At 65.3% G+C, this 26,123-nt stretch carries 2 protein-coding genes; both read left to right on the top strand.

Annotated elements, in window-relative coordinates; genetic code table 11:
• Positions 1 to 127: 127 nt before the first annotated feature.
• On the top strand, positions 128 to 14,170 hold the full coding sequence (locus ACQRBV_RS23885) for a non-ribosomal peptide synthase/polyketide synthase (protein ID WP_411984599.1): 14,043 nt from the start codon (positions 128 to 130) through the stop codon (positions 14,168 to 14,170).
• A 3-nt stretch (positions 14,171 to 14,173) separates the two neighbouring features.
• Complete coding sequence (locus tag ACQRBV_RS23880; RefSeq protein ID WP_411984598.1) at positions 14,174 to 26,011, top strand: non-ribosomal peptide synthase/polyketide synthase; 11,838 nt, start codon at positions 14,174 to 14,176, stop codon at positions 26,009 to 26,011.
• Positions 26,012 to 26,123 lie beyond the last annotated feature (112 nt).

Below are 26,123 nucleotides of genomic sequence, written 5' to 3'. Positions count from 1 at the left end.
CCGTTCCCGGTCGCTGCGTTCCAGCAGATACCGGTCCCAACCCCCCCGCTAATTTTTCCCTTCCCGGTTCGTTTTATAGGGACGACGTGCCTTTGTGCTTCCCGCCTATTGCTCCGGACCCCAAGAAATGAATGCTGAAGACTCCTTGAAACTTGCTCGCCGGTTTATCGGACTGCCCCTGGAAAAACGCCAATTGTTCCTGCAGGCCCTGCAGAAAGAAGGCGTGGATTTTTCCCGGTTTCCGATTCCGGCAGGAGTGGAAGTGGAGGATCGCCAGGCGCTGTCCTACGCCCAGCAGCGCATGTGGTTTCTCTGGCAATTGGACCCGGCAAGCGGTGCCTACAACCTGCCCGGTGCCGTGCGGCTCAAGGGTGCGCTGAATGTGCTGGCGATGGAGCAAGCCTTCGCCAGCCTGGTGGCGCGCCATGAAACCTTGCGCACGGTGTTCCAGCGCCAGGCGGACGATCGCCTGGCGCAAGTCGCCAAAGTGCCATCGCTGGTCATCGAACAGGTGGATCTCAGCACATTGCCGGCTGATGCGCGCGAGCCGGCCGTCAACGACGCGGCAACCCGGCAATCGCTGCTGGCGTTCGACCTGGAGAACGGCCCGCTGCTGCGCGTGCAACTGCTCAAGCTTGATGAGCAGGAGCATGTCCTGCTGCTGACCCTGCACCATATCGTCTCCGACGGTTGGTCGATGAACGTGCTGATCGACGAATTTATCCGCTGCTACGACGCCCATGAGCGCAATGAGCAGCCCCGGCTACAGGCGTTGCCGATCCAATACAGCGACTACGCCCTGTGGCAGCGCCGGTGGCTGGAAGCGGGGGAGCAGGCGCGTCAGTTGGCGTACTGGCAGGCGCGTCTGGGCGATGAGCATCCGGTGTTGGAGTTGCCGACCGACCGTCCACGCCCGGCGATGCCCAGCTATCAGGGCACCCGCCATAATTTCGCGATTGACCCGGCACTGGCCGCGCAACTGCGCAGTTGCGCGCAAACCCATAACGTCACCCTGTTCATGCTGCTGCTCGGCGCGTTCAACGTGTTGCTGCATCGCTACACCGGGCAGGGCGATATTCGCGTCGGCGTGCCGATCGCCAATCGCAACCGCACCGAAGTCGAGGGGCTGATCGGTTTCTTCGTCAACACCCAGGTGCTGCGCACCGAACTCACCGGGCAAACCCGTGTTGCCGAGTTGCTGCAAGGCATCAAGGAGCACGCCCTGGAGGCCCAGGCTCATCAGGAATTGCCGTTCGAGCGCCTGGTGGAAGCGTTGAAAGTCGAGCGCAGCCTCAGCCATACGCCGCTGTTCCAAGTCATGTACAACCACCAGCCGCTGGTGGCGGATATCGCCGCCGTCAGCACCGCGTCGGGCCTGGAACTGGCGCTGGTGGAGTGGCAAGGGCGTACCACCCAGTTTGACCTGACCCTCGACACCTTTGAAAAGTCCGGCACCCTGCATGCCGCGCTGACCTACGCCAACGACCTGTTCGACGCGCCGTCCATCGAGCGCATGGCGCGCCACTGGATCAGCCTGCTGCAGGCCATGGCTGCCGATGGTGAGCAACGCATCGGCGAGCTGCCGATGCTGGCCGCCGACGAGCAGCATGTGCTGGTGAACGCATGGAACCAGACCGTCGAGACCTACCCGACCGAACGCGGCATCCATCAGTTGATCGAGGACCAGGTGCAGCGCACGCCGCACGCACCGGCGTTGCAGTTTGGTACCAGCACTTTGAGCTACGCCGAGCTGGATGCCCGTGCCAACTCGTTGGCCCATGCCTTGCGCGAACAGGGCGTCGGCCCGGACGTGCTGGTCGGCATCTGCGTCGAACGTTCCATCGAAATGGTGGTGGGGTTGCTGGCGATCCTCAAGGCCGGGGGCGCCTACGTGCCGCTGGACCCTGAATACCCGCAGGACCGCCTGGCCTACATGATCGAAGACAGTGGCATCGCACTGCTGCTCAGTCAGCAACACCTGCTGCCGATGTTGCCCGCCGCCGGTGTCCCGGTGATTGCCCTGGACCAGGCCGCCGGCTGGCTCGACGGCTACAGCCGCGAATCGCTGGCCGTGGATCTCCAGGCGTTGAACCTGGCCTACGTGATCTATACCTCCGGTTCCACCGGCAAACCCAAGGGCGCCGGCAACAGCCATCGTGCGCTGGTCAATCGCTTGTGCTGGATGCAGCACGCCTATGGCCTGGATGAGGGCGACGCGGTCCTGCAGAAAACCCCGTTCAGCTTCGACGTCTCGGTGTGGGAGTTCTTCTGGCCGCTGATGACCGGCGCACGCCTGGTGGTCGCGGCTCCCGGTGAGCACCGTGAGCCGGCGCGGCTGATCGAAACCATCGGCCGGTACGCCATCACCACCTTGCACTTCGTGCCCTCGATGCTCCAGGCGTTCATCCATGAGCCGGGCGTGCACGCCTGCACGGGCCTCAAGCGCATTGTGTGCAGCGGTGAAGCCTTGCCCCTGGACGCGCAATCGCAAGTGTTCGCCAAGTTGTCGGGGGTGGGGTTGTACAACCTCTATGGTCCGACCGAAGCGGCCATCGATGTGACCCATTGGACCTGCGTCGACGAAGGCGCCGACAGCGTGCCGATCGGCCGTCCGATCGCCAACCTGGCCACTTACGTGCTCGATGCCCAGCTCAACCCGGTGCCCGCCGGCGTCGCGGGTGAGCTGTACCTGGGCGGCACCGGCCTGGCGCGCAGTTACCATCGGCGCCCGGCGCTGACGGCCGAGCGCTTTGTGCCGAGCCCGTTCCTGCGCGGCGAGCGCTTGTATCGAACTGGCGACCGTGTGTGCCAGCGTGCCGACGGCGTGATCGAATACCTCGGCCGCCTCGATCATCAGGTGAAACTGCGCGGTTTGCGCATTGAGCTGGGCGAAATCGAGGCCCGCCTGCTGCAGCACCCCACAGTCCGCGAAGCCGTGGTGCTGGTGCAGGGCGGCAAGCAGTTGGTCGGCTACCTGGTGCTGGAAAGCGCCGAACCCGCCGACCTCAAGGCGTGGCTGCTCGGCAGCCTGCCGGAATACATGGTGCCGACGCACCTGATGGTGCTGGCCAAACTGCCGGTGACTGCCAACGGCAAGCTGGATCGCAAAGCCTTGCCGCTGTCGGACGCCGCGCCGCAACAGGCATTTATCGCGCCGGAAAGCGCGCTGCAAAAAGCCCTGGCGGCGATCTGGAGCGACGTGCTGGGCCTGGAGCAGGTCGGCCTGGACGACAACTTCTTCGAACTGGGCGGCGATTCGATCATCTCCATCCAGGTGGTCAGTCGTGCACGCCAGGCAGGCATTCGCCTCAGCCCACGGGACTTGTTCCAGTATCAGAGCGTGCGCAGCCTGGCCTTGGTGGCAAGCTTTGAGCATGCCAGCGTGATCGACCAGGGGCCGGTCACGGGCGAGGTGGTCCTGACGCCGGTGCAGCAGAGCTTTTTCGAGCAGGCGATCCCGGCGCGCCACCACTGGAACCAGTCGTTGCTGCTGACCCCGCGTGAACGGCTGGAGCCTGAGCGTCTGGAGGCCGCGCTGACGCACGTGATCAACCATCACGACGCGCTGCGCCTGCGTTTTGTGCAGCATGCCGATGGCTGGCAGCAAGCCTACGCGGCGCCGGTCAGCGAGGCGGCGTTGTGGCAGTCCCAAGCCGACGATGACACTCAACTGGCCGCCTTGTGCGATGAAGCCCAGCGCAGTCTCGACCTGGGCCACGGGCCGCTGTTGCGCGCCGCCCTGGTCAACCTGGGCGATGGCAGCCAGCGCCTGTTGTTGGTGGTGCATCACCTGGTGGTGGATGGCGTGTCGTGGCGCATCCTGCTGGAAGACCTGCAACAGGCTTACCGCGTAGCACCGCTGCCGGCCAAGACCAGTGCTTTCCAGCAGTGGGCGCGACAGTCGCAAGATCATGCCCAACGCCTCAATGCGCAACTGCCGTACTGGCAGGCGCAGGCCGTCGGCGCCGAGCTGCCCTGCGACAACCCCCATGGCGGCCTGCAAAATCGCCTGGGCAGCAAGATTGAAATCCGCCTGGATGCCGAACATACCCGCCAACTGCTGCAAGAGGCGCCTGCGGCGTATCGCACCCAGGTCAATGACCTGCTGCTGACCGCACTGGCCCGCGTGGTCGGGCGTTGGAGCGGCCAGCCCGCTGCGTTGATCCAGTTGGAGGGGCATGGGCGTGAAGACCTGTTCGACGATATCGACCTGACGCGCACCGTGGGTTGGTTCACCAGCCTGTTCCCCGTGCGTTTGCAGGCTGAGGGTGAGCTGGCGAGTGCGATCAAATCGGTCAAGGAACAGCTGCGCGCCGTACCCGACAAGGGCTTGGGCTACGGCCTGCTGCGCTACCTGGGCGCCCCTGAGGTGCGCGAGGTCCTGGCCGGCGCCGCTGCGCCGCGTATCACCTTCAACTATCTGGGGCAGTTCGATCGCCAGTTCGATGACTCGACGCTGTGGGTGCCGGCCAGCCAGACCAGTGGCCAGGCGCAGGACCCCGAAGCGCCGCTGGCCAACTGGCTGACGGTGGAAGGGCAGGTGTTTGGCGGCGAGCTGGCGTTGCAATGGGGCTTCAGCCGCGACATGTTCCAGGCCTCGACCATCCAGCACCTGGCGGACGAGTACGCCACTGAACTCAAGGGCTTGATCGAACACTGCTGCGCCACGCCGGCAGGGCAGGTCACGCCGTCGGACTTCCCGTTGGCACGCCTGACCCAGGCGCAACTGGACGCACTGCCGGTCGCCGGGCCGGCCATCGCCGATCTGTATCCGCTGTCGCCCATGCAGCAGGGCATGCTCTTCCACACCTTGTACGCGCCCGAGGGGCAGGCTTACATCAACCAGCTGCGCCTGGACATCGAAGGTCTGGATCTGCTCAGGTTCGGCCGCGCCTGGCAGGCGGTGCTGGACCGTCACGACATCCTGCGCAGCAGCTTCCATTGGCAGGGCCTGGACAGCGCCCACCAGGTGATTCAGCGTCAGGTCGACCTGCAATTGCAGGTGATTGAAGATGTAAACGCCGACTGTGACGCGCTGGCCGCGGCTGAGCGCGAGCGCGGCTTCGAGCTGAGCAGCGCGCCGCTGTTTCGCCTGATGCTGGTGCGCGGCGCAGGCACGGCCTGGCAGCTGATGTTCACCAGTCACCACATCCTTATGGATGGCTGGAGCAACGCCCAGTTGCTCAGTGAAGTCCTCGCCCATTACGCCGGCCAGGCGCTGCCGGCCCCGTTGGGGCAGTTCCGCGATTACCTGGGTTGGCTGCAGCAGCAAGCGTCGGGCGAAGTGTTCTGGAAAGCCGCCCTGGCGCCGTTGCAAGCGCCGACCTTGTTGGCTGACGCGCTGCGTGCGCCGGTCGATGGCGTGGGCATGGCGGATCATCACGTGGCCCTTGGCAGTGAGTTCACCCAACGTCTCGGGGCCTATGCCCGTCAACACAAAGTTACCCTCAACACGCTGTTGCAAGGCGCCTGGAGCCTCTTGTTGCAACGCTACACCGGCCAGGTGTGCGTGGCCTTCGGCGCCACCGTGGCCGGACGTTCAGCACCGTTGCCGGGGATCGAACAGCAACTGGGCCTGTTCATCAACACCTTGCCGATCATCAGCGCGGCTGCACCGGTACAATCGGTTGCCGACTGGCTCGGTGAGCTGCAAGCCCTGAACCTCAGCCTGCGCGAGCACGAACACGTGCCGCTCTACGACATCCAGGGCTGGGCCGGTCAACCAGGTGCTGCGCTGTTCGACAGCTTGCTGGTGTTTGAAAACTTCCCGGTGGCCGAAGCCTTGAAGCAGGGCGCACCGGCCGGCCTGCGCTTCGGCCCGTTGCACAACCATGAACACACCCATTACCCACTGACCCTGGGCATCGAGCTGGGCGCCAGCCTGCGCCTGGAGTTCAGCTACGACTGCGCGCGTTTCAGCGCGCCGCAAGTCGCACGGTTGAGCGCCAACCTGCAGCACCTGTTGACGCAGATGCTCGCCGACGCCCGTGCGCCGCTTGGCACCCTGCAACTGCTGGACGCCAGCGCGCAGCGCGACGTGCTTGCACTCAGCCAGTGCGCCGCCGCTGCCCAGCGGCACACGCGGGTCCATGAGCGCATTGCCGCTCAGGCCCAGGCTACCCCGGATGCCTTGGCGGTGCAGGCCGGTGATGTGCGTTTGAGCTATGCCCAACTCAACGCACGCGCCAACCGCCTCGCCCACCATTTGCTGGAGCAGGGCGCAGGCCCGGGCCGGCGGGTAGGGCTGGCGGCACGGCGCGGCCCGCAATTGATCGTCAGCCTGCTGGCGGTGCTCAAGAGCGGCGCGGCCTATGTGCCCCTGGACCCGAACTACCCGGCCGAACGCCTGGCCTACATGCTGGCTGACAGTCGCCTTGATCTGCTGCTATGCGAAACCGGGTTGCTCAACGACCTGCCGCTGCCCCCGGGGCTGGCCCGTGTGGCGTTCACCGCCAGCGGCGACGAGTCGGCCGGCTACCCCGCCAGCAACCCGCTCAATCGGGCAGCCGCGGCTGATCTGGCCTACGTGATCTATACCTCCGGCTCCACCGGCCAGCCTAAGGGCGTGGCCATCGACCACGCGGCCCTCGGCCAGTTCTGCGACAGCGCTGAACGCTACAGCCGCCTGACCGCCGAGGATCGTGTACTGCAATTTGCCACGTTCAGTTTCGACGGCTTTGTCGAACAGTGCTACCCGCCACTGTGTGCCGGTGCGGCGCTGATCATGCGTGGCGATGAACTGTGGGATGCCGGGCAACTGGCGCGGGAAATCGTCGAGCAAGGCGTGACCCTGGCCGACTTGCCGGCGGCCTACTGGTACTTGCTGGCCAAGGAATGCGCCGTCGACCGCAAGCCACTGGGTAACCTGCGCCAAGTGCATGTGGGCGGTGAAGCCATGTCGGTGGAAGGCTTGCGTGCCTGGCATGCGGCAGGGTTGGGCGGCGTGCGGCTGGTCAATACCTACGGGCCGACCGAAGCCACCGTGGTGTCCAGCGTGCATGACTGCCAACTGGCCGATGCCAGCGAGGTGTTCGGTGTGCCGATTGGACAGGCGATTGCAGGCCGCTCGCTGTATGTGCTCGACAGCGCTTTTGAGTTGCTGGCCACCGATGGCGTCGGCGAGCTGTGCATCGGCGCCGACGCCGGGCTGGCCCAGGGTTACTTCGACCGCCCGGCGCTGACTGCCGAACGTTTCCTGCCGGACCCGTTTTCTGCCGTACCCGGTGCGCGGCTTTATCGCAGTGGCGACCTGGCCCGTTACAACGCGGCAGGCGCCCTGGAGTATGTCGGGCGCATCGACCATCAAGTGAAGATTCGCGGTTTCCGTATCGAAATCGGCGAAATCGAAGCCAGCCTGCAAGCCCTGCCCCAGGTGCGTGAAGCGGCGGTGATCGCCCAGCCGAGCGCCACCGGCGCGCAATTGGTGGCCTACATCGTTGCCGCCCGCGAGCAGACACTGGACACCCAGGCACTGGCGAGCACGCTGCGCCAATCCCTGCCGGACTACATGGTGCCGACCCATTGGCAGGTGCTGGACGCCTTGCCGTTGAACAACAACGGCAAGCTCGACCGTCGCGCATTGCCACTGCCGGACCTGAACCGGATGCAGCACGCCTACGTCGCCCCCCACAGCGCCATGCAAATCCAACTGGCGGCGATCTGGCAGGCCGTGTTGCAGGTTGAACAGGTCGGGCTCGATGACCATTTCTTCGAGCGCGGCGGCCATTCGTTGCTGGCCACCCAAGTGATTTCGCGGGTGCGCCAGGCCCTTTCGCTGGAAGTGCCGTTGCGCACGCTGTTCGAGCAGCCGACCCTGCAAGCATTCGCGGCCGCCTGCGCGGGGCTGCAAGCCGACACCGCGCCGCCGCTGGTGGCGGTGAAGCGCGATCAACCGCTGCCGTTGTCCTTTGCCCAGGAACGCCAATGGTTCCTCTGGCAATTGGACCCGGCCAGCCCCGCTTATCACGTGCCGAGCGCCTTGCATCTGCGCGGCCCGTTGGACATCGCCGCGTTGGAGCTGGCCTTTCAAACACTGGTGCAGCGTCATGAGCCGCTGCGCACCACTTTTGTGGAGCAGGGCGAGCAGACCTGGCAGGTGATTCAACCGCGCCAGACGACTTCCATCGAGCTCGAATACGTCGCCGCTTCCAGCGTCGAGCAGGCCGTAACGCAAGAGATCCAGCGCCCGTTCGACCTGCGCAACGGCCCGCTGATGCGCGTCAAACTGCTGGTGGTGGCGCCCGAGCACCACGTGCTGGTGATCACCCAGCATCACGTCATCTCCGACGGCTGGTCGATGCAGGTCATGATCGACGAACTGGTGGCGCTCTATCAGGGCCAGGCTCCGCTGCCGGCGTTGCCACTCCAGTACGCCGACTATGCCGTGTGGCAGCGCGACTGGATGGCGGCCGGGGAAAAACAGCGCCAGCTCGATTACTGGCGTGGGCGCCTGGGCGGTGAACAGGCGGTGCTGGAATTGCCACTGGACCATCCGCGCCCGGCGCAGCAAAGCCATCGCGGTGCACGCTGCACGATTGAGCTGGACCGCGCCTTGTTGGCCGAACTCAAGGCCCTGGCCCAGCGCCAGGACGTGACCTTGTTCATGTTGCTGCTGGCGTCGTTCCAGACCTTGCTGCATCGCTACAGCGGGCAGTCGCAGATTCGCGTCGGGGTGCCGATCGCCAACCGTAACCGCCTGGAAACCGAGCGGCTGATCGGTTTCTTCGTCAACACCCAAGTGTTGCAAGCCGACCTCAGCGGGCACATGACCTTCGAGCAGTTGCTGGCCCAGGTCAAGCGCCGGGCCCTGGAGGCCCAGGCGCACCAGGACTTGCCCTTCGAACAATTGGTGGAGGCGCTGCAACCGGAGCGCAGCCTGAGCCATAACCCGCTGTTCCAGGTGATGTTCAACCACCAGGACAACCTGCGTCCGGCGCCGCTGCATTTGCCCGGCCTGGACCTGCAGCCGGTGGACTGGGCGGCGCACACCACCCAGTTCGACCTGAACCTGGAAACCGAAGCGTCGGCCGACGGTTTGTGGGCCTCGCTGACCTACGCCACCGACCTGTTTGAGGCGGCGACCGTGGAACGCTTGGCCGAGCACTGGCAAAACCTGCTGCGTGCCGTGGTGCGCGATGGGGCGCTGGCCCTGGATGAGCTGCCGATGCTCAGCACGGCGCAATCGCAGCAACTGATCAGCGATTGGAACCGTAGCGACCGCGCTTACCCGCGTGAGCGTTGCGTGCATCAGTTGTTCGAAGCCCAAGCGCTGGCCCAGCCGCACGCGGTTGCGCTGCAATTCAATGACCAGGCCCTGAGCTATGGCGAACTCAACCGACGCGCCAATCGCCTGGCCCACCGTTTGATCGCCGCCGGCGTCGGTCCGGATGTACTGGTGGCCGTGCATGTCGAACGCTCGGTCGACATGATCGTCAGCCTGCTGGCCACGCTCAAGGCCGGTGGCGCCTACGTGCCGCTGGACCCGCAATTCCCGGCGGACCGGCTGGCCTTCATGCTCGAAGACAGCCGTGCCCGGGTGCTGTTGACCCAGCCGCACCTGCTCGGGCAACTGGCGCAGCCGCAAGGTCTGCGGGTGTTGCAGGTGGACGCCGCCGACGGCGCTGAACACAACCCACAGGTTGAGGTTGTGCCGGAGCACCTGGCTTACGTGATCTACACCTCCGGCTCCACGGGCAAGCCCAAGGGCGTGATGGTGCGGCACCAGGCGTTGTGCAGCTTTACCAGCGGCATGGCCGACACCCTGCACATCGATGCGCAGGCGCGCGTGCTGTCGCTGACCACGTTCTCGTTCGACATCTTCGCCCTGGAGCTGTACGTACCGCTGACGGTCGGCGCCACGCTACTGTTGAGCGACCAGGCAATGGCCCTCGACCCGGAAGCCATTCTCGATCTGGCTCACCAGCAATCGGCCAGTGTGCTGCAAGCCACGCCGTCCACCTGGCGCATGCTGCTCGACAGCCCACGCGCCGAGCTGTTGCGCGGTATCCAATGCCTGTGTGGCGGCGAGGCGCTGCCGACGGACCTGGCCCAGTGTCTGCTCGACCTGCAAGGGCCGGTATGGAACCTCTACGGCCCGACGGAAACCACCATCTGGTCGGCTGCCCACCGTCTGTCTCAGGCGCAGCCTTTTGTCGGACGACCGATCGCCAATACCTCGCTGTTCATCCTGAATGCCGGCATGACCCCGTGCCCGTTGGGCGCCCCCGGTGAGTTGCTGATCGGCGGCGTGGGCTTGGCGCGGGGTTATCACGCACGGCCGGCACTCACCGCCGAACGCTTCGTGCCCAACCCCTTCGGCGCCCCTGGCGAGCGCCTGTACCGCACTGGCGACCTGGCGCGTTACCGCGACGACGGCGTAGTGGAGTACATCGGCCGGGTCGACCATCAGGTCAAGGTGCGCGGTTTCCGCATCGAACTGGGCGAGATCGAAGCCTGCCTGCGCGAACATCAGGGTGTGCGTGAAGCCGTGGTGCTGGCCGACAACGAGCGCTTGATCGCTTATCTGGTCAGCGCGGCGCCCGATACGCAGGAGGCGTACAAAGCCGCCTTGCGTGAGCGCCTGCCGGATTACATGGTGCCGGCGCACCTGCTGTTTCTCGACAGCCTGCCGTTGACCCCCAACGGCAAGCTCGACCGCAAGGCGCTGCCCAAGCCGGACGCGAGTTTGGCGCGCCAACGCCATGTGGCGCCGGTCAGCCCAAGGGAGCAACAGGTTGCGGCGATCTGGGCCGAGGTGCTGGACGTGCCGCAGGTCGGCCTCGACGATCACTTCTTCGAGCTGGGCGGGCATTCGCTGCTGGCCACGCGGGTGGTGTCGCGCGTGCGGCAGGCACTGGCCCTGGAAGTGGCGCTCAAGACCCTGTTCGAACAACCCTTGCTGGGTGACTTCGTACGTGCCCTGGGCGAGGAGGGCGTCGCCGCACCGGCGCTGCTCAAGGCCGACCGCACGCAGCCGTTGCCGCTGTCCTATGCCCAGGAGCGCCAATGGTTCCTCTGGCAACTGGACCCGCACAGTGCGGCTTACCACATTCCCAGCGCTTTGCGTCTGCACGGCCCGCTGGACCTGGACGCACTGCAACGCAGCTTCGACAGCTTGCTGGCCCGCCACGAAAGCCTGCGCACCCATTTGCACCAGGACGCCGGCGGTACGGTGCAGGTCATTGAAGCGACCGGCGTGATCGATATCGCCCTGGCCGACACCGAATACGCCGACCTCAAGGCGCGGGTCGCGGACGAGATCGCACGGCCCTTCGACCTGCTGCGCGGGCCGCTGCTGCGGGTGACGTTGTTGCGTCTGGCCGAGGATGATCATGTGCTGGTGCTGGTGCTGGTGCAGCATCACATCGTCTCCGATGGTTGGTCGATGCAACTGATGGTCGAGGAACTGGTGCAGTCGTACGCCGCCTTCAGTCAGGGTGAGCAGCCGCAGCTGCCGGCGCTGCCGATCCAGTACGCCGACTATGCCGTGTGGCAACGCCAATGGATGGAAGCCGGCGAGAAAGCGCGTCAACTGGCCTACTGGCGCGAGCAACTGGGCGGTGAACAGCCGGTACTGGAATTGCCGTTCGACCACCCGCGCCCGGCGCTGCCCAGCCATCGTGGGGCACGCTTGGGTATCGAGCTGGCGCCCGAGTTATTGGCCGGGTTGCGCCAACTGGCGCACAACACCGGGGTGACGTTGCCGATGGTGCTGCTGGCGTCCTACCAGGCGCTGCTGCACCGCTACAGCGGCCAGGAAGATGTGCGCGTCGGGGTGCCCATCGCCAACCGCAACCGCCTCGAAACCGAGGGGTTGATCGGTTTCTTCGTCAACACCCAGGTGCTCAAGGCCGATCTCCATGGGCAGATGAGCGTGGAGCAATTGCTCGCCCAGGTACGCCAACGCTCCCTGCAGGCCCAGGCCCATCAGGACCTGCCGTTCGAACAACTGGTGCAAGCGCTGCAACCGGAGCGCAGCTTCAGCCTGAGCCCGTTGTTCCAGGTGCTGTTCAACCACCGCGTCACTGCGGCGGACAGCCACTTGCAACGCTTGGTCGACCTGCACGTCGAGGTATTGAGCGGGGAGGACGGCGTCGCGCAGTTCGACCTGGCGCTGGACGTGGAAGAAAGCCAGCAGGCGCTGCGCGCCTCCCTGAGTTACGCCACCGACCTGTTCGCCCCGGCCACCATCGAACGCATGGCCGGGCATTGGCAGAACCTGTTGCAAGGGATGGTTGCCAACCCTGCGCAACCCCTCAGCCAACTGCCGTTGCTGGATGCTGCCGAGCAACAGCAGATTCTCGACCGTTGGAACTGCACCGATTCCGGCTTCTCGGCCGAGCGCCTGGTGCATGAGTTGTTCGCCGACCGCGCCCGGGAGAACCCCGACGCCGTCGCCGTGAAGTTCGATACGCACACCCTGAGTTATGGCGAACTCGACCGCCAGGCCAACCGCCTGGCCCATGCGCTGATCGCCCGTGGCGTGGGGCCGGAAGTGCGTGTGGCCATTGCCATGCCGCGCAGCGCCGAGATCATGGTGGCCTTCCTGGCGGTGCTCAAGGCCGGTGGCGTGTACGTGCCGCTGGATATCGAGTACCCGCGTGATCGCCTGCTGTACATGATGCAGGACAGCCGTGCGCAACTGCTGCTGAGCCATACCGTGGCATTGCAGCAACTGCCGGTTCCCGATGGCCTGGACACCCTGGCGATCGATCGCACCGAGGACTGGGCCGACTACCGCGATACCGCGCCGCAGGTGAGGCTGGACGGCGACAACCTGGCCTACGTGATCTACACCTCCGGTTCCACCGGCCTGCCCAAGGGCGTGGCGGTGTCCCACGGGCCGTTGGTGGCGCACATCATCGCCACCGGCGAGCGCTATGAAACCGGGCCGACCGATTGCGAATTGCACTTCATGTCCTTCGCCTTCGACGGCTCCCACGAAGGCTGGATGCACCCGCTGATCAACGGCGCCAGTGTGCTGATCCGCGACGACAGCCTGTGGCTGCCGGAATACACCTACGAGCAGATGCACCGTCACAAGGTGACCATGGCGGTATTCCCGCCGGTGTACCTGCAACAACTGGCCGAACATGCCGAGCGTGACGGCAACCCGCCGGCCGTGCGTGTGTATTGCTTCGGCGGTGATGCGGTGGCGCAGGCGAGCTATGACCTGGTCTGGCGCGCACTGCGCCCGACCTACCTGTTCAATGGCTACGGCCCGACGGAAACCGTGGTCACGCCGCTGCTGTGGAAAGCCCGCCAGGGCGACCCATGCGGGGCGGTGTATGCGCCGATCGGCACGCTGCTGGGCAACCGCAGCGGCTACGTGCTCGATGCGCAGTTGAACCTGCAACCCATCGGTGTGGCCGGTGAGTTGTACCTGGGCGGCGAGGGCGTGGCGCGGGGTTACCTGGAGCGTCCGGCGTTGACCGCCGAGCGTTTTGTGCCGGACCCGTTCGGCAAGCCCGGTAGCCGCGTGTACCGCAGCGGTGACCTGACCCGAGGGCGCCCGGACGGCGTAGTGGATTACCTGGGGCGTGTCGACCATCAGGTGAAGATCCGTGGTTTCCGCATCGAACTGGGTGAAATCGAAGCGCGCCTGCGCGAGCAGGACAGCGTGGGTGAAACCGTGGTGGTGGCCCAGGACGGCCCGACCGGCAAGCAGTTGGTGGCGTATGTCGTGCCGGCCGATGCCGGCCTGAGCAATCAGGCCGAGTTCCGTGACGCCTTGCGCCGCGCCCTGAAAGCCCGCCTGCCGGATTACATGGTGCCTGCGCACTTCATGTTCCTGGCCCAGATGCCGCTGACGCCCAACGGCAAGCTCGACCGCAAGGGCCTGCCCGAGCCGGACGCAAGCCTGCTGCAACAGCAGTACGTGGCACCTGAGAGCGAACTGGAGCAACAGATCGCCGCGATCTGGGCCGAGGTACTGCGCCTGCCGCAGGTGGGCTTGAACGACAACTTCTTCGAAGTCGGCGGCCACTCCTTGCTGGCGATCCAGATCACCTCGAGGGTCCAGGCCGAACTGGGCCTGGAGGTGCCGCTGGTGGAACTGTTCCAGACCGAATCGCTGCGCAGCTACGTGCAGGCTGCAGCCACCTTCCGCGCCGGCAGTGCGGAAGATTTTGATGATCTACGTGACTTTTTGAGCGAACTAGAGGCGATTTGAACCATGCTTTCCAACCCCAATATCGACCTGGTGTCGCGCTTTCTTCGCTTGCCTCTGGAGCAGCGCCAGCAGTTCTACCAGCGCTTGCAAAGCCGTGGCATGAGTTTCGCTCAACTGCCGATTGCCCCCACGCGGCACGATGCCGAAGTGCTGCCGTTGTCTTACGCCCAGGAGCGCCAGTGGTTTCTCTGGCAACTGGACCCAGAGAGCGCCACCTACCACATCCCCGGTGCCCTGCGTTTGCAGGGGCGCCTGGACCTGACGGCACTGCAGCGCAGCTTCGACAGCCTGCTGGCCCGTCACGAAAGCCTGCGCACCCGATTGGTCGAGCAGGGCGAGCAGGTGCTGCAAACGGTGCTGCCCGAGGCGCAGGTCGAGATCCATCAGGCGTGCATTGAAGAAGCGCAGTTGCTGGCCTTCGTGGAAGCGGAAGTCGCGCGGCCGTTCGATCTGCACCAGGCGCCGCTGTTGCGGGTGACCCTGTTGCAGTTGGCTGAAGACGAACACGTGCTGGTGATGGTGCAGCACCATATCGTCTCCGATGGCTGGTCGATGCAGGTGATGGTCGAGGAGCTGGTGCAACTCTACGCGGCCTTCAGCCAGGGCACTGAGCGGCAATTGCCGGCGCTGCCGATCCAGTACGCCGACTACGCCCTGTGGCAACGCGGCTGGATGGAGGCGGGGGAGCGTGCGCGCCAATTGGCGTACTGGCAGACGCTGTTGGGCGGCGAACAACCGGTGCTGGAACTGCCCCTGGACCGCCCGCGCCCGGCCCAGCAAAGCCATCGCGGTGCGAGCCTGCAAGTGCACCTGCCTGCGGCGCTGGTCGCGGGCCTCAAACGCCTGGCGCAGCAAGAGGGCGTGACGCCGTTCATGCTGCTGCTGGCGTCGTTCCAGACCTTGCTCTATCGCTACAGCGGGCAGTCGGATATCCGTATCGGCGTGCCGATTGCCAACCGTAACCGCGTCGAGACCGAGCGGCTGATCGGCTTTTTCGTCAATACCCAAGTGCTCAAGGCCGACCTTGACGGGCAGATAACCTTCGCCGAGCTGCTGCAACAGACCAAACGCCGCGCCCTCGAAGCCCAGGCCCACCAGGACCTGCCATTCGAGCAACTGGTGGTGGCCTTGCAGCCGGAACGCAGCCTGAGCCATAACCCGTTGTTCCAGGTGATGTTCAACCATCAGACCGACGCCCAGGGCGGTCGCGACGGCCAGCAACTGCCGGGCCTGCACGTGGTGGAGCTGGACTGGGACAACCACACCACCCACTTCGACCTGAGCCTGGACACTCATGAGTCCGCCGAAGGGTTCTGGGCGGCGCTGACCTATGCCACCGACTTGTTCGACGCCGCGACGATCACGCGCCTGGCCGAACATTGGCAGAACCTGCTGGCGGCGATCGTCAGCACGCCTCACTGCCGTCTCGCGGAACTGGCCATGCTGAGCACCGCGCAAACCCACGCGCTGCTGCACGACTGGAATGCCCCGGCGACGGCCGCCGAACCCGAGGCGGTGCATCATCGGTTCGAGGCCCAGGCCCAGGCTCAACCCGAGCATCCGGCGCTGGTACTGGATGACCAGGTCATCAGCTATGGCGAATTGAACCGGCAGGCCAACCGTCTCGCGCACTACCTGATCGCCCAGGGTGTCGGCCCGGAAGTGTTGGTGGGCGTTGCCGTCGAGCGCTCCTTTGCGATGGTGGTCAGCCTGCTGGCGGTGCTCAAGGCCGGCGGGGCCTATGTGCCACTTGATCCGCAGTATCCCCGCGAACGCTTGGTGCACATGCTCGAAGACAGCGCCGCGCAACGGGTGCTCACCCAGTCCCACTTGCGCCCGCGCCTGCCGTTGCCGGCGGGGCTGGCGGCGTTGGACCTTGACCTTGCCGACAGCGCATTGGCGCAGTACAGCGACGAGAATCCGCAACGGGCTTTTGAACCGCAGAGCCTGGCCTATGTGATCTACACCTCCGGCTCCACCGGCAAACCCAAGGGCGTTGCCATCAACCATGCCGCCTTGAGTGAGTTCGCCGGTATCGCGGCGCATTATTCACGCCTGGTCCCGAGTGATCGGGTGTTGCAGTTCGCGACCCTGAACTTCGATGGTTTCGTCGAGCAGCTGTACCCGGCGCTGACCCTGGGTGCCAGCGTGATTCTGCGCGGGCCGCAGCTGTGGGACGGCGCCGAGTTGTACCGGCAAATCATCGCCCAGGGCATCACCCTGGCCGACTTGCCGACCGCCTACTGGAAGCTGTTCCTGCACGATTGCCTGGCCGCCGGGCCACGCAGCTATGGGGCGTTGCGCCAGATCCATATCGGCGGCGAAGCCATGCCGCTGGATGGCCCGATGGTGTGGCAGCGGGCGGGGCTGGGCCATGTGCGCCTGCTCAACACCTACGGGCCGACCGAAGCCACGGTGGTGTCCAGCGTGCTCGATTGCACCGACCCCGCCAGCGTGGTTGGCGTCACGGCCAGCCCGATTGGCCGTGCACTGCCTGGGCGCGGCTTGTATGTGCTGGACGGCGACCTGAACCTGTTGCCGACCGGGGCCGTGGGCGAGCTGTATATCGCCAGCGTCAGCGGTTTGGCCCGCGCCTATTTGCAGCGCCCGGGCCTGACCGCCGAGCGCTTTGTCGCCGACCCGTTCAGCGCCGCCGGCGAGCGTCTGTATCGCAGCGGCGACCTGGCGCGTTATCGCGCCGACGGTGTGGTCGAGTACGTCGGGCGTGTCGACCACCAAGTGAAAATCCGCGGTTTCCGTATTGAACTGGGGGAGATCGAAGCCTTGCTGCTGGCCCAGGACAGCGTGCGCGAAGCGCTGTTGCTGGCGGCCGACAACCAATTGTTGGCCTACCTGGTGCCGACGCAGCCATTGTCCGACGCCGAGCGCGTGGCGGCGGGCGAGCTATTGATGCAGACCCTGCGTGAGCATCTGCCGGACTACATGGTGCCCGCGCACCTGATCTTCCTCGACCGCATGCCCCTCAACCCCAACGGCAAGCTGGACCGCCAGGCGCTGCCCAAGCCGGACGGCAGCCCGCTGCAGCAGGCATGGCTGGCGCCGGTCAGCGCGTTGCAGCAGCAAGTCGCGGCGATCTGGGCGGATATCCTGGGTGTCGAGCGGGTCGGTTTGAACCAGCACTTCTTTGAACTGGGCGGGCATTCGCTGCTGGCAATGCAGGTGGTATCGCGTATTCGCCAGGCACTGGGCCTGGAAGTGCCGCTCAAGGCGCTCTTCGAACACCCGCGCCTGGACGCTTTCGTGGCCGCGATGCAGGTCCAGGACAACAGCGCGCCAACGGCTCCGGCCTTGTTGCCGGCCGGTCGCGAACAGCCGTTGCCGCTGTCGTACGCCCAGGAACGCCAGTGGTTTCTCTGGCAGTTGGAGCCCCACAGCGCGGCCTATCACATCCCCAGCGCACTGCGTTTGCACGGGCAGTTGGACCACGCCGCGCTGCAACGCAGCTTTGACACGCTGCTGGCCCGCCACGAAAGCCTGCGTACCCATATCCGCCAGGAGCCTGCGGGCGCGGTGCAGGTGATCGAGGCGTTTGCGAGGTTGCCCATCACCCGGGTGGATATCGATGAAACCCAGCTCAAGGCGCGGGTCGAGGCAGAGATCGCCCAGCCGTTCGATCTGCAACAAGGCCCATTGTTGCGCGTGACCTTGTTGCGCCTGGCGGCGGACGAACATGTGTTGGTGCTGGTGCAGCATCACATCGTCTCCGATGGCTGGTCGATGCAGTTGATGGTCGAGGAACTGGTGCAGTTGTATGCCGCTTACAGCCAGGGCCAGGACTTGCAACTGCCGGCGTTGCCGATTCAGTACGCCGACTATGCCGTGTGGCAGCGCCAGTGGATGGATGCCGGCGAGAAGCAGCGTCAGTTGGCGTACTGGCGCGACGTGCTCGGCGGTGAGCAAAGCGTGCTGGAGTTGCCGTTCGACCACCCGCGCCCGGCCGTGCAAAGCCATCGCGGTGCGCGCCTGGCTATCGAACTGGCGCCGGCGTTGACGGTTGAGCTCAAGGCATTGGCCCAGCAACAAGGCGTCACGCTGTTCATGCTGTTGCTGGCGTCGTTCCAGACCCTGTTGCACCGCTACAGTGGCCAGGAAGAGATTCGCGTCGGCGTACCGATCGCCAACCGCAACCGCAGCGAGACCGAACGCCTGATCGGTTTCTTCGTCAACACCCAGGTGCTCAAGGCCGACCTGCACGGCCAGATGAGTGTCGAGCAGTTGCTGCAACATACCCGCCAGCGGGCGTTGGAGGCCCAGTCGCATCAGGATTTGCCGTTCGAGCAACTGGTCGAAGCCCTGCAGCCGGAGCGCAGCCTTAGCCACAACCCGCTGTTCCAGGTGATGTTCAACCACCAGACCGATGTCGGCCAGGCGCAGGTGCAGCAGCAACTGCCACGCCTGCGGGTTGAAGGCCTGGAGTGGGAAAGCAAGACCGCCCACTTTGATCTGGACCTCGATATCCAGGAGTCTACCGAAGGTATCTGGGCGACCTTGGGGTACGCCCAGGACCTGTTCGAAGCCGCCACCGTGCAACGCATGGCCCGGCATTGGCAGAACCTGTTGCAAGGCATGGTCGCCAACCCTGCACAACCCCTGAGCCAACTGCCGTTGCTGGATGCTGCCGAGCAACAGCAGATTCTCGAACGCTGGAACTGCGCTGATTCCGGCTTCTCGGCCGAGCGCCTGGTGCATCAGCTGTTCGCCGACCGCGCCCGGGAGAACCCCGACGCCGTCGCAGTGAAGTTCGATACCCACACCCTGAGTTATGGCGAACTCGACCGCCAGGCCAACCGCCTGGCCCATGCGCTGATCGCCCGTGGTGTCGGCCCGGAAGTGCGCGTGGCCATCGCCATGCCGCGCAGTGCCGAGATCATGGTGGCCTTCCTGGGGGTGCTCAAGGCCGGTGGCGTATATGTGCCGCTGGATATCGAGTACCCACGCGATCGCCTGTTGTACATGATGCAGGACAGCCGCTCCCAACTGTTGCTGACCCATTCAGCGGTGCAGCAACGCTTGCCGATTCCCGAGGGTTTGCGAGCCCTGGCGATCGACGAGGTGTCGGTGTGGGCAGATTACAGCGACAGTGCGCCGCAAGTGACGCTATACGGCGACAACCTGGCCTATGTGATCTACACCTCCGGCTCCACCGGCCTGCCCAAGGGCGTGGCGGTGTCCCATGGGCCGTTGGTGGCGCACATCATCGCCACCGGCGAACGCTATGAAACCGGGCCGAGCGATTGCGAGCTGCATTTCATGTCTTTCGCCTTCGACGGCTCCCACGAAGGCTGGATGCACCCGCTGATCAACGGCGCCAGCGTGCTGATCCGCGACGACAGCCTATGGCTGCCGGAATACACCTACGAACAGATGCACCGTCACAAGGTGACCATGGCGGTATTCCCGCCGGTGTACCTGCAACAGCTGGCCGAGCATGCCGAACGTGACGGCAACCCTCCGGCCGTGCGCGTGTATTGCTTCGGCGGTGATGCGGTGGCCCAGGCGAGCTATGACCTGGCCTGGCGCGCACTGCGCCCGACCTACCTGTTCAATGGCTACGGCCCGACGGAAACCGTGGTCACGCCGCTGTTGTGGAAAGCCCGCCAGGGCGACCCGTGCGGGGCGGTGTATGCGCCGATTGGCACGCTGCTGGGCAACCGCAGCGGCTACGTGCTCGATGCGCAGTTGAACCTGCAACCCATCGGCGTGGCCGGTGAGTTGTACCTGGGCGGCGAGGGCGTGGCGCGGGGTTACCTGGAGCGTCCGGCGCTGACCGCCGAGCGTTTTGTGCCGGACCCGTTCGGCAAGCCTGGTAGCCGCGTGTACCGCAGCGGTGACCTGACCCGAGGGCGCCCGGACGGCGTAGTGGATTACCTGGGGCGTGTCGACCATCAGGTGAAGATCCGTGGTTTCCGCATCGAACTGGGTGAAATCGAAGCGCGCCTGCGCGAGCAGGACAGCGTGGGTGAAACCGTGGTGGTGGCGCAGGACGGCCCGACCGGCAAGCAACTGGTGGCCTATGTGGTGCCCCTGGACCCGACCCTGCTGGACGACGCCGTGGCCCAGTCCAACGGCCGCGAAGCCCTGCGTCGCGCCTTGAAAACCCGCCTGCCGGACTACATGGTGCCCACGCATCTGCTGTTCCTCGAACGCATGCCGCTGACACCTAACGGCAAACTCGACCGCAAGGGCTTGCCGAAGCCGGATGTGAGCCAGTTGCAGCAGGTGTATGTGGCGCCCCAGAGCAAGCTGGAGCAGCAGATCGCCGCGATCTGGGCCGATGTGCTGCGCTTGCCGCAGGTGGGGCTGCACGACAACTTCTTCGAACTGGGCGGTGACTCGATCATTTCGATCCAGGTGGTCAGCCGCGCGCGTCAGGCCGGTGTGCGGTTCACGCCCAAGGACCTGTTCCAGCACCAGACCGTGCAGAGCCTGGCTGCCGTGGCCCGTGAAGGCGAGGGCGCGGTGCAGTTGGACCAATCGGCGCAGACCGGCGCGTTGTTGCTGCTGCCGGTGCAGCAGGCGTTTTTTGCCGATGAGATCCCCCAGCGTCACCACTGGAACCAGTCCGTGGTGCTGCAGCCCCACCAGCCGTTGCAGGCGTCGCTGCTGGTCGCGGCCTTGCAGGCGCTGATCGTGCACCACGATGCCCTGCGCACGGCATTCGTCGAGGGCGCGGCGGGTTGGAGCGCGACGTATCGCGGGCCGCAACTGCATCAGGCGGACCAGCTGTTGTGGCAGACGTCGCTGCACCAGGTCGAGGAGCTCGACGCCCTGGGTGACGAAGCCCAGCGCAGCCTTGATCTGGCAGCCGGCCCCTTGTTGCGTGCGGTGCTGGCGCAGTTGCCCGACGGCTCCCAGCGTTTGCTGCTGGTGATCCACCATTTGGTGGTGGACGGCGTGTCCTGGCGCATCCTGCTGGAAGACCTGCAACGCGCTTATCAGCAGCTCGCCCAAGGTGCCCCAGTGGTCTTGCCGGCCAAGACCAGCGCCACCCGCGCCTGGGCCGAACGCCTGCAAACCTATGCGCGCAGCGCGGCGCTGGAGCAGGAGCTGAGCTGGTGGCAAGCGCAATTGCAGGGCAGCCCGACCGATTTGCCGGTGGCTGACCCGCACGCCAGCTTGAGCAACCGCCTGGCGTTGAGCGTGAGCACCCAACTGGACGCGAGCGATACCCGTCGTTTGTTGCAAGACGCGCCGAGTGCCTACCGGACCCAGATCAACGACCTGCTGCTGACGGCCCTGGCCCGAGTCATCGTGCGCTGGACGGGTGAGGCGTCGATGTTGATCCGCCTGGAGGGCCATGGGCGCGAAGACCTGTTCGACGAGATCGACCTGACCCGTACGGTCGGTTGGTTCACCAGCCTCTATCCGCTGCAACTGGTGCCGGCGGACTCCCTGGCCGCGTCCCTCAAACAGATCAAGGAGCAACTGCGCGCGGTGCCCGACAAGGGCCTGGGGTTCGGCGCGCTGCGCTATCTGGGCAATCCCGAGGCACAACAGGCGCTGGCCGCCTTGCCGCGCCCACGCATTACCTTCAACTACCTGGGGCAGTTCGACGCCAGTTTCGACAGCGGCGAGCAAGAGGGGCTGTTCGCGCCCTCCGGTGACGCCAGCGGTGCCGAGCAAAGCCCCGATGCACCCCTGGGCAACTGGCTGGAGATCAACGGCCAGGTCTACGGCGGCGAGCTGAAGTTGAACTGGAGTTTCAGCCAGGCCATGTTTGACGAAGCCACCGTGCAGCAACTGGCCGACGATTACGCCGCGCAACTCAAGGCGCTGATTGATCACTGTTGCGAGCCGGCCAGCCGGGGCGTGACGCCATCGGACTTCCCCTTGGCGCGGTTGTCGCAAGCGCAACTGGATGCCTTGCCGCTGAATGTCAGTGAGGTCGAAGACCTGTATCCGCTGTCGCCCATGCAGCAAGGCATGTTGTTCCAGTCGTTGTATGGCGCAGGGTCTGGGAATTACATCAACCAGATGCGTATCGATGTGCAGGGCCTGGACGTCCCGCGTTTTCGCCAGGCGTGGCAGGCGGCGGTCGACCGTCACGAGATCCTGCGCAGTGGTTTCCTCTGGCAGACCGAGCTTGAGCAACCCTTGCAGGTGGTCTACAAACAGGCCCGCCTGCCGTTTGCCGAACTCGATTGGCGCGAGCGGGCAGATAGCGCCCAGGCGCTGGATGACAGGGCGCAGGCCGCCAGGACCCAGGGTTTTGTGCTGGAGCAGGCGCCGTTGTTGAGCTTGTCGGTGGTGCGTACCGCAGCGTCGAGTTATCACCTGATCTACACCAACCACCATATGCTGATGGACGGCTGGAGCGGTTCGCAGCTGTTCGGCGAAGTGTTGCAGCAGTACGCCGGTGAAGCGTTGCCGGCGCCGACCGGGCGTTACCGCGACTATATCGCCTGGTTGCAGGCGCAGGACAAGGCGGTCAGCGAAGCGTTCTGGAAAGACCAGCTGGCAAACCTGCGTGAGCCAACCCGCCTGGCCCGTGAGGTGCGCGACGCGCAACCTGGGGCCAACGGCGAGTACCGCCTGAGCCTGGATGCCGCGCAAACCGAACAGCTGAAAACCTTCGCCCAGCGCAACAAAGTGACGCTCAATACCTTGGTGCAAGGCGCTTGGCTATTGCTGCTGCAGCATCACACCGGGCAGGCCACGGTCGCCTTCGGTGCCACCGTGGCCGGGCGCCCGGCGGAACTGCGCGGCATCGAGCAGCAAGTCGGCTTGTTCATCAACACCCTGCCGGTGGTGGCGACGCCGGATGCGCAATGGACGGTCAGCCAGTGGCTGCAACAGGTGCAGGCACAGAACGTGCGCTTGCGTGAGCAGGAGCACACGCCGTTGTTCGACATCCAGCGCTGGGCCGGGTTGGGCGGCGAGGCGTTGTTCGACAGCATCCTGGTGTTCGAAAACTACCCGGTGTCCGAGGCGCTGGAGCAGAGCGCGCCGTCGGGGCTGAGCTTTGGTGCGGTACACAGCCTGGAGCAGACCCACTATCCGTTGACCGTGCTGCTGGCGATTGGCGAGACCTTGGGCCTGGAGTTCAATTACAACCGCCAGTGCTTCAGCGCACCGCACATTCAACGCCTGGCCGAGCACTTCCAGCAATTGCTGCAAGCACTGGCCGGCGATGCCTCGCAGCGCCTTGGTGCATTGCCTTCACTGGCCCGTGAGGAGCGCGAGCAGGTGCTGCTGGGGTGGAACGCCACGGCCGAGAGTTATCCGCTGGATCAGCCGGTGCATCAATGGATCGAGGCACAGGTGGTGCGTACGCCGCAGGCGCCGGCCGTGGCGTTTGGCGGGCAGTGCCTGAGCTACGCCGAGTTGAATGCGCGGGCCAACCGCCTGGCCCATCGCTTGATCGCAGAGGGTGTCGGGCCGGACGTGCTGGTCGGGCTGGCGCTGGAGCGTTCGTTGGAAATGGTGGTGGGCCTGTTGGCGGTGCTCAAGGCCGGCGGCGCCTACGTCCCGCTGGACCCGGAATACCCGCGTGACCGGCTGGCCTACATGCTCGAAGACAGCGGCGTGGCCTTGTTGTTGACCCAGCGTCATCTGCTGGCGCAACTGCCGATCCCCCAAGGCGTACAACACCTGGTGCTGGAGCCGGATGACGCCTGGCTGGCGGACTATGCCGAGCACAATCCAGGCATTGCGGTCGATGGCGAACACCTTGCCTATGTTATCTACACCTCCGGCTCCACCGGCCAACCCAAGGGCGCCGGCAATCGCCACAACGCCCTGACCAACCGGTTGTGCTGGATGCAGCAAGCCTATGGCCTGGATGCCAGTGACAGTGTGCTGCAGAAAACCCCGTTCAGCTTCGACGTGTCGGTGTGGGAGTTCTTCTGGCCGTTAATGACCGGCGCACGCCTGGTCGTGGCGGCGCCGGGGGATCACCGTGACCCGGCCCGGCTGGTCAAGTTGATCAATGCCGAGACCATCACCACGCTGCACTTCGTGCCGTCGATGTTGCAGGCATTCCTGCAGGATGCGGCGGTTACCTCGTGCCATAGCCTGCAACGCATTGTGTGCAGTGGTGAAGCCTTGCCTGCGGATGCCCAGCAGCAAGTGTTTGCCAAGCTGCCGGATGCAGCGTTGTACAACCTGTATGGCCCCACCGAGGCGGCTATCGACGTGACCCACTGGACCTGTGTGGAGGAGGGTCGCGATGCCGTCCCGATTGGTCGACCGATCGCCAACCTCGCTTGCTACGTGCTGGACGGCAACCTGGAGCCGGCGCCGGTGGGCGTGTTGGGCGAGTTGTACCTGGGCGGCAAGGGCCTGGCGCGGGGTTATCACCGCCGTCCGGGGTTGACCGCCGAGCGCTTTGTGACTGACCCGTTCGGCAGCGGCGAGCGGCTGTATCGCACCGGTGACCTGGCGCGTTATCGCGACGACGGCGTGATCGAATACGCCGGGCGCATCGACCACCAGGTGAAGCTGCGCGGCTTGCGGATCGAGCTGGGTGAGATCGAGGCGCGCCTGCTGGAGCACGTGAGTATTCGTGAAGCGGCGGTACTGGCGGTGGATGCGGCTTACCTGGTGGGTTATGTGGTGCTGCAACAGCCAGAGGACGACTGGAGGGGCGCGGTCATGGCCCATCTGGGCGCGCAGTTGCCGGACTACATGGTGCCGGCGCAGTGGGTGGTCCTGAGCCAGATGCCGTTGAGTCCCAACGGCAAGCTGGATCGCAAGGCCTTGCCCAAGCCCCAGGCCCAGGGCGCCGAGCGCTATCAGGCGCCCCAGACCGAGCTGGAGCAGCAGGTGGCGGCGATCTGGAGCGACGTGCTGGGTGTGGAGCGGGTTGGGCTGAACGACAACTTCTTCGAGCTGGGCGGCCATTCGTTGTTGGTGCTGATGCTCAAGGAGCGGATCCGCAAGCTCAGCGAGGTCGATTTGTCCATCAGCCAACTGATGCTCAACCCGACCGTGCGCGGCCAGGTCAACTGCTTGCAGGGCGACACGCGTCGCTCGCTGATCGTCAAGCTCAATAGCCAGACGCAAGGCACACCGCTGTTCATGTTCCACCCAAGCTTCGGCTCGGTGCATTGCTACACCGCGATTGCCCTGGCACTCAGGGAGCAGCGTCCGGTGTTCGGGGTGATCTGCCGCGCACTGGCCGAAGCCGGTACGCCGGTGCCGCCGTGGCAGGCGATGGTCGAGGATTACACGGCGCAACTATTGGCGGCGCAGCCCTTGGGCGCCTTCCGCCTGGCAGGCTGGTCGCTGGGTGGCAACCTGGCGATGGAAGTCGCCTATGGCCTGGAGCAGGCCGGGCGCGAGGTTGAGTTTGTCGGCTGGATCGACTCGGCACCGCCGCAATGGCTCAAGCCGTATTGGGATGCGGTGGTGACGCAGGATGATCGCGAGGTCTCGGCCAACGAGCGACGTGCGGCCTTGCTCGGGGTGATGTTCCCGGCCTTTGCCGAACAGATCCAGGACGCCTGGCAGGCGTGTCAGCGCGAGGCCGAGGACCAGCAGTGGTCGGTGTTCGTCGCCTGGGCCGAACAGACCCTGGGCGAAGCCTTCACGGCGATCAAGGAGGAGTTGTTGCATGGCAATGAAGCGCAGATATCCTGGGAGGTTGACCGGGCCTTGAGCGAACGCATGACGGCATCCGACTTCAAGCCGATCAAGGCCCCCGTGAGTTGCTGGTGGGCGTCCATGAGCCGGGCAGGGCGCTTCAAGGACCTGATCGAGCAGAACATGGCGACGGTGATCGGCCAGGGGCGCATCGAGCGTTCGGTGATGATCGATACCGACCATGACGGCATCATCGACAGCGCCGCGTTCATCAGCAGCCTGGTGGCCGCCATGTAGCGAGCGGGGTAAGCCCAAATGCCAGTCAGTTAAGGCTTAACGCGGTTACTGTGGGAGGGGGCTTGCTCCCGATGGCGGTATGTCAGTCACGGTTCTGAGCCTGACACACCGC

Origin of the sequence: Pseudomonas sp. R11F (assembly GCF_050312575.1) — a bacterium.
GTDB lineage: Bacteria > Pseudomonadota > Gammaproteobacteria > Pseudomonadales > Pseudomonadaceae > Aquipseudomonas > Aquipseudomonas palleroniana.
The sequence above is the reverse complement of the archived record's forward strand: the minus strand, read 5'-3'. Positions and strand labels throughout refer to the sequence as shown.